This is a genomic window from Streptomyces sp. NBC_01261 (assembly GCF_036226385.1).
In the GTDB taxonomy this organism is placed as follows: domain Bacteria; phylum Actinomycetota; class Actinomycetes; order Streptomycetales; family Streptomycetaceae; genus Streptomyces.
In genome coordinates this window covers 7092636-7104201 of record NZ_CP108463.1, presented here as the reverse complement: position 1 = coordinate 7104201, position 11566 = coordinate 7092636, and the positions used below count along the sequence as shown (strand labels likewise).

The window sequence follows — 11566 nt, the reverse complement described above, 5'->3', positions numbered from 1 at the left end:
TGGTCTGTACAAGACCGTGATGGGGTCGAGTTGTTCGAGGGGGCGAACAACCGGAGCGGGTGGCCTTATGGTCTGCTCGGACGGGGGCTTCCTTTGAGCAGCCTGTGTACAACGGCGTACGACAAGATGCGCGACCGAAGATGCGCGACCGGAGGACGAACAAGATGACGGTGACCCTGGCGGACGTGGCGGCCCGCGCCCAGGTCTCCCCCGCGACGGTGTCGCGCGTACTGAACGGCAACTATCCGGTCGCGGCCACCACGCGCGAGCGGGTTCTGCGGGCGGTCGACGAGCTGGACTACGTCCTGAACGGTCCCGCGAGCGCGCTGGCGGCGGCCACCTCCGACCTGGTCGGCATCCTGGTCAACGACATCGCCGACCCCTTCTTCGGGATCATGGCGAGCGCGATCCAGGGCGAGATCGGGGGGCCGGGGGGCCGCGCGGGCGGGGAACGGCTGGCGGTGGTGTGCAACACGGGGGGCTCCCCGGAGCGCGAGCTGACGTATCTGACCCTGTTGCAGCGGCAGCGGGCGGCGGCGGTCGTGCTGACCGGCGGCGCGATGGAGAACGCGCCGCACGCGGCGGCGGTCGCGGCGAAGCTGCGGAAACTGGGGGAGGCGGGGACGCGGGTGGTGCTGTGCGGGCGGCCGCCGGCGCCGGACACCGGGGCGTTCGCGCTGACCTTCGACAACCGCGGGGGCGGCCGGGAACTGACCGAGCACCTGATCGGCCTCGGCCATCGCCGGCTCGGCTACATCGCGGGCCCGGAGGAACGGACGACGACGCGGCACCGGCTGGAGGGCCACCGGGAGGCGCTGGTCGCGCACGGGATCGTAGAGGATCCGCGGTGGACTGTGCACGGCCGCTACGACCGGCGCTCCGGGTACGAGGCCACGCTGGAGCTGCTGCGACGGGATCCGTCGCTGACTGCCGTGGTCGCGGCGAACGACTCCGTCGCGGTGGGGGCGTCGGCGGCGCTGCGGGAGTCTGGGCGGCGGATTCCGGACGACGTCTCCGTTGCCGGGTTCGACGATCTGCCGTTCAGCGTGGACGCGGTGCCTTCGCTTACGACGGTGCGGTTGCCGTTGTCGGAGGCGGGGGCCCGGGCGGGGCGGATCGCGATGGGGCGGGAGGAGCCGCCGCCGGGTGGGATCGCCACGGTTCGGGGGGAGTTGATGGTTCGGGGGTCTTCTGGGGTGCCGCGGAAGTAGGTGTACCGGAGCTGAGCCGATACGTGACCGTTGGGCCACCCGCTTCTTGGCCAGTGTCGGGATTCCGTGACCCGAGTAAAGGGCGCTCCGCTGCGCTACGCGTCGGCTCCGCCGATTCCGCTCCGCTCCACCCTTGACTCGGCCCACGGAATCCCGCTTCAGAAGCGAGCGGGCGGCCCTGAATGACGGTTGCCCAGGTACGCGGGCCCTCGGGCCAGTCATGCCGTCACCCAGCACCGAGGAACGCGCTCGCGCCTCGCCAGCACGCCGGGTCGGCATAGCGGCTGACGCCGAGTGGGGTGGCGCGTCGGCAGGTTGGCGGCACGCCGGGCCGGCTTGGCGACTGACGCCAAGTGGGGTGGCGCGACGGCAGAGTGGCGGCACGCCGCGTCTGCTTAGCGACTAACGCCAAGTGGGATGGCGCGCCCACGGGTTGGTGGCACGCCGGGTCGGGCTAGCGACTGACGCCGAGTGGGGGCGCGACGACAGGGTGGCGGCACGCCCGGTCGGCTTAGCGGCTGACGCTAAGCGGGATGGCGCGCCCACAGGTTGGCGGCAGGCCGGGTCGGCTTGGCAGCTGACGCCAAGTGGGTTGGCACGCACACGAGTTGGCGGCACGCCTGGTCGGGCTAGCGGCTGACGCCGAGTGGGGGCGCGACGACAGGGTGGCGGCACGCCGCGTGGGCTTAGCGGCCGACACCGAGGTGGGGGCGCGTCGACGGGTTGGCGGCGCGCCGGGTCGGACTAGCGGCTGACACCAAGTTGGGGGCGCGTCCCCGGGTGGGCGGCACGCCGGGCCGGTTAAGCGGCCAACGCCAAGTGGGGGGGCGTGTCGGCAGAGTGGCGGCACGCCTGGTCGGGCTAGCGGCTGACGCCAAGTGGGATGGCGCGCCCGCGGGTTGGCGGCGCGGCGGGTCGGACTAGCGGCTGGCGCCGAGTGGGGTGTGCGGGTGGTGTGGTGGGTGGTAGGTCGGGGCTGTCCCATCGCGAGCGGCCCGGTGGTGACAGGGTCCGGACACGGGGGGCGGGAAGCTGTGTCCTTTTCTAACCAGTCAAAGGGCGGTTAGAGGGTTACTTTGCGGACAGCTTCCCGACACCCCCGCCCGGCTCTGCCCGGCCAGACTCGCCCCGGTCCCGCGTCCGCTCGCTCGCAGCCGCGAAGCCCACCCACCACAAGGATGAGACACGAGCGCACACCACCCCCCAACCGCAAGCCGCTGAGCCGCTGAGCCGAGATAGCGTGCCGCCACTCTGCCGACGCGCCGCCAGCTCGGTGTCAGCCGCTGAGCCGGTCCGGCGTGCCGTCTGCGGTCTGACGCGCCCGCTTCCCGCTCGGTGTCAGCCGCCGAGCCGTCCCGGCGTGCCGCCAATCAGTCGTCGCGTCACACCCACTCGGTGTCAGCCGCTAAGCCCACACGGCGTGCCGCCCATCAGCTATCGCGTCACCCCCCACCCGGCGTTGGCCGCCGAGCCGGCCCGGCGTGCTGGCGAGACGCGAGCGCGTTCCCCCAGCGCAGGCCGGCCACGTAACCGCCGTAACGGGCTCTCTCCCTGAGCCACCCGTTCCTCCGGGCCGCCCGCTCGCTTCTCCCACGGGCTGGAGCGGCCCGAGTCAAGGGTGGAGCGCAGCGGAATCGCCGAAGGCGACGCGTAGCGCAGCGGAGCGCCCTTTACTCGGGACGCGGAAGCCCGACACTGACCAAGAAGCGGGCGGCCCAACGGTCACCTACGCAAGAGCCAGGCGTGTCCCCACCCAGCCAATCGCCGGGAAGGGGGATGCCCGGCCCGGAGTGCCACGTGCCTATCCACCAGGTCCGATGCGGTACGTACCCGGTGTCTGGCCCATCGTGCGGCTGAACGTGTCGATGAAGGCGCTGGTCGTGGACCAACCGCACTGGCGGCCCGTCTCGCTGACCGTCGCGCCTTCCGCCAGGAGGACCATGGCGTGGAAGACGCGGACGTTGGTGCGCCATTGCGGGTACGTCATACCGAACTCGGTTCTGAACAGCCGGGCCAGGGTGCGTTCGCTGACGCCGATCCGGCGGGCGAGCCAGGTGGCGGTGCGGGGTTGCCGTAGGTCGTCCGTCACCAGTGAACATGCCTGCCGGAGCAGGGAGTTGGTGGGGGTGGGGAGCGTCAGCGGCTCCACTTGGGCTCTTCTCAGGCGGTCCCGCAGGACAGCGCGCAGGCGGCGGGACTCCTGCTGCGGAAGGTCCGGTTCGCTGCACGCGATGATCAGTTCGCGGACCAGGGCGTCCACGGCCACGACGACCGGGGTCCCGGAGTCCAGCAGAACGTCGTGGGCGGCGAAGCCGATGGTGTGCACGGAGCTGTGCCCGTGCACTCGGTGCTGGTGCCACATGCCCGCCGGAAGCCAGACGGCCCGCGCGCTGGACGCCACCCAGGACGCCTCGCCCGTCTGCACCGCCAGCACACCGGCACTGACGTAGAGAAGCTGGTGGTAGCCGTGCTGGTGACGGCCGATGACGTCACCCGCGAGGTGGGCGTGGGTGGTGTCCCTGGGCTCCGTAGCCGCGCCGTCCGCAGCTTCCGCCCCGTCCACCTCCTCCGCCTTCTCCGCCTCCTCCGCCCCGTCCACCTCCTCCACCTCCTCCGCCGTCTCGGTGTGGCCGTTTTCCGACATGACTCGGCAGAATAACGGAAGCGCCGCACCTGGCCGCCCTGCCAGCGTGAGAACCATGCCCACGACACCCCCCGCGCCTTCTCCCTCTCCCTCCCCGCCCGCGCTGAAGACCCGCCTCGCCGCCGGGCTGCGCGGTGCCGCGCTCGACACCCGCCCGTTCCAACTCCCCGTTTTCCGGCGCCTGTTGATCGGGCAGAGTGCGGCCTACGTCGGGACCATGGTCACCGACGTCACCATCCCGGTGCAGGTGTACGACCTGTCCCGGTCGTCGCTGTCCGTGGGGCTGACGGGGATGGCCGGCCTCGTACCGCTCGTGGTCTTCGGGCTGTACGGCGGTGCCGTCGCGGACCGGTTCGACCGCCGTACGTTGTACCTCGCGTCGGCGTGTCTGACCTGGGTGGTCACGCTCGCCCTGCTGTTCCAGGCGGTCGCCGGCGTGCGTTCGGTGCCGCTCATCCTCGGCCTCGTCGCCGTGCAGGCCGGCGCCTTCGCCGTGTCGTCCGCGGCCCGGGGCGCGATCATCCCCCGTGTCGTGCCGACCCCGCTGGTACCCGCCGCGAACACCCTGTACTTCACCGCCGGCAACGTCGGACAGGTCGCCGGGCCGCTGGTCGCGGGCGTCCTGATCTCCCTCCCGAACGGCTACAGCTGGGCGTACGGCGCCGACGCCGTGCTGTTCTCGCTCCTGCTGTACTCGGCTCTTCGCCTGCCCTCGGTCAAGCCGACCGGCTCGGAGGCCCTTAAGGGTGGGCTGCGCTCGGTGCTCGACGGGCTGCGGTTCATCGCCGTCGCACCCGTGCTGTGGATGTCCTTCGCGGTCGACATCGCGGCGATGACCCTGGCCATGCCGACCGCGCTGTTCCCGGAGGCGGCGCAGACGCGGTTCGGTGGTAGCGGGGTGGGGCTGCTGTACTCGGCCATCGCGATCGGGTCCGTCGCGGCGGGCCTGTTCAGCGGGTGGATCGGGCGCGTACGCCGCCAGGGCCGGGCACTCGCCGTCGCCGTCGTCGTCTGGGCGGCGGCGGTCGCCCTCGCGGGTACGGTCCACCAACTCCTCGCCGCGGCAGCCCTGTTGGCAGCCGCCGGAGCGGCCGACCTCGTCAGCGCGGTCTACCGCCAGACCATCCTCCAGACCTACGCCCCCGACGCCCTCCGCGGCCGTCTCCAGGGCGTCTTCACCGTCGTCGTCGCGGGCGGCCCCCGCCTCGGCGACCTGCGCGCCGGCGCCATGGCCTCAACGACAGGCCTGGGCCTCGCGTGGACGGGCGGTTCGCTGGTGTGCGTGTTCGTGGTCATCGCGGGGGCGCTGGTGGTCAGACCGTTCTGGCAGTACGACGTTGCCGCGGCGCGGCCGGCGTCCTCGCAGCCGTAGAGATCCGGGAGACGGCAACTCCCGCGCACGGTAAAGGCATCCCCCCCGCAGTAACGCTCCGAAAAGCGCCAACTCCCGTGCCCGGTGCCGGCCTACGATCCCTTCATGCCCCGTGCTCTCATCCTCGGCGGAACCGGACTGGTCGGGCGAGCCGTCGCGCATCGTCTGCTGGTCGCCGGATGGCGGGTGGACGTGACCGGCCGGGACCCCGCCCACATGCCGACCGAACTGGGCGCGCTCGGGGGCGAGTTCAGGGCCGTGGACCGCGCGGACGCCACCGCCCTGCGGGCCGCGGTCGGCGAGGGAACCGACCTCCTCGTCGACTGTCTCTGCTTCACCGGCGCCGACGCCCGTTCGCTGCTGCCGTTGGCCACGCACGCGACCTCCACCGTGCTGATCTCCGGCCGGGCCGTCTACATCGACGCGGCTGGCAACCACGTCAACTCGTCGACCCCGCCTCGCTTCTCCGGCCCGATCTCCGAGACCAACCCGACCATGGCCCCGCGCGACGACATCGACTACCGCTCACGCGAGGGCTACGGCGCGAACAAGGTCGCCGCCGAACTCGTCGCCCTGGAGAGCGGGTTGCCCATCAGCGTGTTGCGGCCCTCGCAGATTCACGGGGTCGGGGCGTCACCGGCGCGTGAATGGGCCGTCGTCAAGCGGGTGTTGGACGGGCGTACGGCCTTGCTGCTGGCCCGGCGAGGTGCGGGGGTCGTCCACACCACCGCCGCCGCGAATCTCGCCGCGCTCATCGAGACGGTCGCCGAGCGGCCCGGCACCCGCGTCCTCAACTGCGCCGATCCGGACGCGCCGAGCGTGCGGGAGATCTGCCGGGCGATTGCTGGGCACCTGGGCCATGAGTGGGAGGAGGTGGTACTGCTTGACGACACGGCGCCTGCCGGCCTGGGCACCACCCCCTGGGACTCCCCGCACCCGATCGTCCTCGACACCTCCGCCGCTACGGCACTCGGTTACCGGCCGGCCGGTACCTACGCGACCACGATCGCGCCCGTACTGGACTGGCTGGTGGAAGCGGCCGAGGGCGGCCAACGACCCCTCGACGACGGCTACTTCGCGGAGTACTTCGACTACGCGGCCGAGGATGCCTTCCTCTCAGGGCGCTGACGCAGACGCTCGCCCCGGCGACTCAGCAGCGCCCCTCCCCTGTCCGGGGCTCCCCGCCACGCGTCACGTCACGTCACGTCACGTCACTGATGGAACCGCCACCGGCCCTCAGAAATGACATCCACCTTGCCGTCCCTGACGCGGACGGCCGTGTCGTCGTCGATGAAGTAGATCGGGAAGTCCGCCCGCGCGGTGATGCGATCAGCCCAGGCGTCGTCCCGTTCGGGGAAGTTCGGCGAGTACAGGTGGGGCTTGAGGTACCAGTCGAAGAGGCCGAACGGGGGGTCCACGGTCGTCGCGCCGAGTACGTGGAGGTCCGTGGTGTCGCCGATGACGTCGGCGGAGTGTCCGGTGAGGTTGCGGCTGAAGATCATCGAACCGGCGCTGACCCCGACATAGACCCGGTTCTCCAGCACTTCCAGGAAGCCGTCGGCCAGGCCGTTGCCGGTGATGCTGCGTGCGAGGTGGTAGTGGTTGCCGCCCTCGACATAGATGACGTCGGCGTGCAGCAGCCGGTCGAGCACCAACTGCCGGGGCAGGCCGTTCAGTTCCAGGACGTCGAACTCCCGCCAGCCGAGGCCGTGCAGCCGGTTCAGGTCCGCGACGAGCCACCCGTGGTCCCCGGGCTCGGCGACCGACGCCGTGGGGATGTACACGACGTTCGCCGACCCGAACGGCTTTCCCAGCATGTCCCGCAGCGCATCCCGCAGCGTCTCGTTGCGCAGGCCACTCGCCGTCAGCAGAAGGTTCATCGGGCGAGCCAAGCACGGCGGACGGACGCGCGCAACGAACCCCGGATCCGCCCCCAGCTCCGCTCCCCCGGCGCCAGTGTCAGTGCCTCCCTGCCGAGTACCGGCGCCGGCGGCTGCCGTACTGGTCGAATCCGGCGGCGGTCGACGTGTTGCCGGACAGCGTGCCCGACACGGGTGCCGGGGTGAGCGCGGCGCAGGCCGCCGGGCGGGCCGTAGGGGATCCGCTCGGGGACGGACCCTTCGTGCACACCTGCCAGTTGTCCCTCGTGCCCGCGCGTCGTAGCGCCGATGTACCGGCGATCGTGGGGTGGGCGGCCGGGCGCTCCGCTTCCCACGCTGAGCAACTCGCCCTGGAACATGTGCTGTCGACCGCCGACAACATGGTGGACGATCCGCCGACACCGTTCCCCGAGTACGCGAACAGAATCTCGGACGCGTGGCCCGGAAACATGGACGCGCGGCCCTCCCCGGTACTACCGTCGGACCCGTAATACCTCTGACTGAGTCAACTACCCTGAGCGAGCACCGGGGATCGATCATGACCGTCCAGGACATTCGCGCCTTCAACCGCTTCTACACGAACGTCATCGGCGCCCTCGACTACAGCCGCCACCTGTACGCCCCGTTCACCCTCACCGAGTCCCGCGTCCTGTACGAACTCGCGCACTCCCCTCGTACGGACGCCGCCGATCTCCGAACCGAACTCTCCCTCGACGCCGGGTACTTGAGCCGGATCCTGAACCGGTTCGAGCAGGACGGGCTGGTCGAGCGGGCGCCCTCGGAGCGGGATCCGCGGCGGCGGCAGGTCACGCTCACCGTGCGGGGGCGGGAGACCGCCGCTCTGTTGGCGGAGCGGGCGGACGAATCCGTCGGGGCGCTGCTCGCGACCGTGCCGGAGGCCGACCGGCCGCGGCTCGCCGAGGCGCTGCACACCGTACGGACGGTTCTGTCGGCGTCGGGCAAGCACCGGCCGCAGCCCGAGGACGTCGTACTGCGGGAGCCCGGGCCCGGTGATCTGGGCTGGATCGTGCAGCGGAACGCGGCCCTGTACGCCGCCGAGTACGACTTCAACGCCGACTACGAAGGGCTCGTCGCGCGGATCGTCGCCGATTTCGCCGAGGATCACGATCCGCATCTGGAGCGGGTGTGGATCGCCGAGCTCGACGGGCGGGCCGTGGGGTGCGTGATGTGTGTGCGGGACGACGCTCCGGGTACCGCCCGGCTGCGGCTGCTGCTCGTCGAGCCGGACGCGCGCGGGTTGCGGATCGGGGATCAACTCGTCGCCGCCGTCGTCGAGTTCGCGCGCGGGGTCGGGTATCGCGACCTCGTGCTGTGGACGAACGACATCCTCGGCGCCGCCCGCCGTATCTACCAACGGCACGGTTTCGTCCTCGCCGCCGAGAAACCGCACCGCTCCTTCGGCCAGGATCTCGTCGGCCAGGACTGGCGGCTCGACCTGCACGAGCCACACTGAGCGGTGACGAGTAGGGTCCTGACCATGAAGCTCGCCTTCTCCACCCTCGGTGTCCCGGGCCTCCCCGTGGCCGACGTGCTCCAGCTAGCCGTCACGCACGGCTACCACGGCGTCGAGTTGCGCGCGCATCCCGAGGAGCCCGTGCACCCCGGTATCGACGCCGGCCAACGGGCCGACGTGGCGGCCGAGTTCAAGGCGGCTGGGGTCGAAGTCCTGGGCCTCGCGGGGTATGCGCGGGTGGCGGCACCGGGCGACGACGACGCCGTACTCGCGGAGATCCGTGAACTGCTGGAGCTGGCACGGGACTTGGGCGCGCCCTTCATCCGTGTCTTTCCCGGTGGTGATGCCGAGCAGTCCGTCGAGGAGGCCGACGCCACGGCCGCGCGGCGGCTCGGTACCGCGGCGGAGTGGGGTGCCGATCTCGGCGTACGGGTGCTGCTGGAGACCCACGACTCGCACCGCACCGGCGCGGACGCGCTCCGCGTGCTCGGGCCGGTCGGGCATCGGCAGGCCGGTGCGCTGTGGGACGTGATGCACACCTGGCTCGGCGGCGAGCAGCCGTCGGAGACGCTCGCCGCGCTCGGCCCGTATCTCGGATACGTGCAGGTCAAGGACATCGCGTCGGCCGCCGACACCACCCCGCTGCCGCTCGGGGCCGGCGTCCTCCCGCTCGCCGAGTGCGTCGAGGTCCTCTCCCGGCACGAGTGGGACGGCTGGCTCTGCTGGGAGTACGAGAAGCGGTGGTACGAGGCCGCCGCGCCGCTGCCCGAACTGCTGGCCGCCGGTCACGATCACCTGGCGCGGCTGCTCAACGACTCGGCGTAAACGACTGGCGGCCCGGGCGGGCCGCGGCTTAGGGTCCCCCGGTGCCTCCTCACCCCACCCCGCGCTCCGTCATGCCCTCATGAGCCCCGGACTCGCCCATACGTTGATCGACGTCCGGCCCTTGCGGACGTCCCCGGTGTTCCGGCGGCTGCTGATCGGGCGGACGGTGTCCGTGCTGGGGATGTTCATGACCATGGTGACCGTCATGTACCAGGTCTGGGACATGACCCACAGCACGGTCTGGACCGGTGCGGTCGGGCTGGCGAACGCGGTGCCGACGGTGGTCGTCGGGCTGTTCGCCGGTTCGTGGGTCGATCGCGGCGACCGGCGGCGCATCTACCTCTTCAACACGGTTGGCCAGTCCGTCTGTTCGCTGCTCCTCGCCGTGCAGGGCTTCGCCGGGCACGTCCCGGTGCTCGGTGTGCTCGCGCTGGTCGCCGCTCAGTCGTGCTTCGGCGCGGTGGGCGGCCCGGCGTCGGGCGTGTTCATACCCCGGCTGCTGCCGAAGGACCAGGTGGCGGCGGGTCTCGCCCTCAACACCATGTCCTTCACGACCATGATGCTCGTCGGCCCCGCGCTCGGCGGCCTGCTGATCGGCTGGGCCGGCATCGGCGCCTGCTACCTGGTCGACGCGCTCACCTTCCTCCTCGCTTTCCACGGCGCCTTCGGCCTGCCCGCGCTGCCGCCCGAGGGCGAACCGTCGCGGGCCGGACTGCACGGTGTCCTGGACGGCCTGCGTTTTCTGGCCGGCCACCGGGTGGTGCGCGGCGCGCTGCTCACCGACCTGGCCGCGACGGTCCTCGCGATGCCCGTCAGCCTCTTCCCGCTGATCAACTCCGAGCGTTTCGGGGGTGATCCGCGCACCCTGGGCCTGTTCCTCTCGGCGATCTCCGTCGGCGGCATCACCGCGTCCGTCTTCTCCGGCACGGTCACCCGGCTCGGCCGCCCGGGCCTGGTGATGCTGCTCGGCGCGAGCACGTGGGGCGCCGCGCTGGCCGCCTTCGGCCTGATGACGAACCCGTGGGCGGGCCTCGCGTTCCTCGCCCTGGCCGGCGCCGCCGACTCCACGTCCGTGATCTCCCGCAGCACGATCGTCCAGACCCACACCCCGGACGCCCTCCTGGGCCGCGTCTCCGCCGCCGAACAGATGGTCGGCCAGGCGGGCCCCAACCTCGGCAACCTCCGCGGCGGCCTGGTCGCCGGCTGGACCTCGGGCGCGACGGCCCTGTTCACCGGCGGGTTGTTGTGTGTGCTGGCGGTGGTGGGGGTGGGGGCGAGTACGCCTGAACTGCGGGCCGGGGCGGGGGTCGGGGTCACTCCGGACGAGGCGTGAGCCACCGCGCCTTCGCGCCCACCCGCACAGACCGGGCCGGCCCGGAGTCAGTCCTACGCCGGACGGGCCACCAGCCGTGTCGTCCCGTCCAGGCACCAGTCCAGCACCGCGGGCCACGAGCCGTAACCGGCGACCAGGTCCAAGTGGCCCGCGCCCGGGATGAGTTCGGTGGGAATGCCGAACGGGTCGCCGTAGGCGGTGCGGGCGTTCTCCGGGCAGTGCGGGTCGTCGTCGCCGGCGACGAGGCGGACGTTCCCGGGGAGGGTGAAGTCGGGGGCGGGCGGGGCGAATCCGGCGACCTCCGGATACTGGGCGACCACGGCACGCGAGGGCGGTCCGACCAGCAGCACACGGTCCGCCGCACCGCCCTGGACCTGCCCGCGGGCCACGGCGTGCAGCCAGAGCAGCGCGGAGGCGCTGTGCCCGAGGACGACTCGTTCGGTGCCGCCGCCGTTTTTCAACTCGTCGAGACAGCGGGCGAGTTCACCCAGCCACACGTCCAGGTCGGGGACGTCGGGGTCGGGCAGCTGGGGGTAGACGACGTGGTGCCCGAGTTCACCGAGCCGGTCGGCCAGCCAGTGCTGCCAGTGCTCCTTCGGGCGGTGGTTCTGCCAGCCGTGGAGGATGAGGTAGGAGTTCATGAGGCCGATGGTTTCCGATCACCGGCCGATCGGTCCAGTTGACGGCGACCGGGCGTCCCTGCGCGAACAAGCCACCGGCGCCCGGGGCGGAGGGTGATCGGTGCAGGGTGTGGAGGGTGATCCGGTGCCGGGTGCGGTCCACCGTCAACTCAACCTGTCCGCCCGCGCCTTGTACCGCCCCACCCG

Annotated in this window: 10 protein-coding genes; 7 read left to right on the top strand and 3 right to left on the bottom strand. The window is 71.7% G+C overall.

The window, feature by feature from the left end; translation table 11 throughout:
- The first annotated feature begins 164 nt into the window (after positions 1-164).
- Complete coding sequence (locus OG226_RS31635) at positions 165-1211, top strand: LacI family DNA-binding transcriptional regulator (RefSeq protein ID WP_328683222.1); 1047 nt, start codon at positions 165-167, stop codon at positions 1209-1211.
- Positions 1212-3012: 1801 nt separating this feature from the next.
- On the opposite strand, the gene OG226_RS31630 is transcribed toward OG226_RS31635, so the two are convergent.
- Positions 3013-3855, bottom strand: coding sequence for a helix-turn-helix transcriptional regulator (locus OG226_RS31630; RefSeq protein ID WP_329350810.1), 843 nt, complete (start codon positions 3853-3855; stop codon positions 3013-3015).
- 55 nt (positions 3856-3910) lie between these two features.
- Here OG226_RS31630 and OG226_RS31625 point away from each other — a divergent pair, with 55 nt between their 5' ends.
- On the top strand, positions 3911-5227 hold the full coding sequence (locus OG226_RS31625; RefSeq protein WP_329350809.1) for an MFS transporter: 1317 nt from the start codon (positions 3911-3913) through the stop codon (positions 5225-5227).
- A 105-nt stretch (positions 5228-5332) separates the two neighbouring features.
- The gene (locus tag OG226_RS31620) at positions 5333-6355 is read left to right on the top strand and encodes an NAD-dependent epimerase/dehydratase family protein (RefSeq protein WP_328683219.1); all 1023 of its coding nucleotides are present in this window, start codon (positions 5333-5335) and stop codon (positions 6353-6355) included.
- Positions 6356-6438: 83 nt separating this feature from the next.
- Here the strand turns inward: OG226_RS31620 and OG226_RS31615 are convergent, their stop codons facing one another.
- Positions 6439-7107: a Type 1 glutamine amidotransferase-like domain-containing protein gene (locus tag OG226_RS31615; protein WP_329350807.1), complete on the bottom strand. Its 669-nt coding sequence runs from the start codon at positions 7105-7107 to the stop codon at positions 6439-6441.
- A gap of 146 nt (positions 7108-7253) precedes the next feature.
- Here OG226_RS31615 and OG226_RS31610 point away from each other — a divergent pair, with 146 nt between their 5' ends.
- The 4 genes from OG226_RS31610 to OG226_RS31595 all read left to right on the top strand — a co-directional run bounded on the left by OG226_RS31610 (position 7254) and on the right by OG226_RS31595 (position 10739).
- Positions 7254-7598, top strand: a complete 345-nt coding sequence (locus tag OG226_RS31610) for a hypothetical protein (protein ID WP_329350805.1) — start codon at positions 7254-7256, stop codon at positions 7596-7598.
- Between the two features lie 47 nt (positions 7599-7645).
- Complete coding sequence (locus OG226_RS31605; RefSeq protein WP_328683216.1) at positions 7646-8581, top strand: bifunctional helix-turn-helix transcriptional regulator/GNAT family N-acetyltransferase; 936 nt, start codon at positions 7646-7648, stop codon at positions 8579-8581.
- Positions 8582-8605: 24 nt separating this feature from the next.
- The gene (locus OG226_RS31600) at positions 8606-9406 is read left to right on the top strand and encodes a sugar phosphate isomerase/epimerase family protein (RefSeq protein ID WP_328683215.1); all 801 of its coding nucleotides are present in this window, start codon (positions 8606-8608) and stop codon (positions 9404-9406) included.
- A gap of 79 nt (positions 9407-9485) precedes the next feature.
- The gene (locus tag OG226_RS31595; RefSeq protein ID WP_328683214.1) at positions 9486-10739 is read left to right on the top strand and encodes an MFS transporter; all 1254 of its coding nucleotides are present in this window, start codon (positions 9486-9488) and stop codon (positions 10737-10739) included.
- 53 nt (positions 10740-10792) lie between these two features.
- Here OG226_RS31595 and OG226_RS31590 read toward each other — a convergent pair whose 3' ends face one another.
- Positions 10793-11380: an RBBP9/YdeN family alpha/beta hydrolase gene (locus OG226_RS31590; protein ID WP_328683213.1), complete on the bottom strand. Its 588-nt coding sequence runs from the start codon at positions 11378-11380 to the stop codon at positions 10793-10795.
- Positions 11381-11566 lie beyond the last annotated feature (186 nt).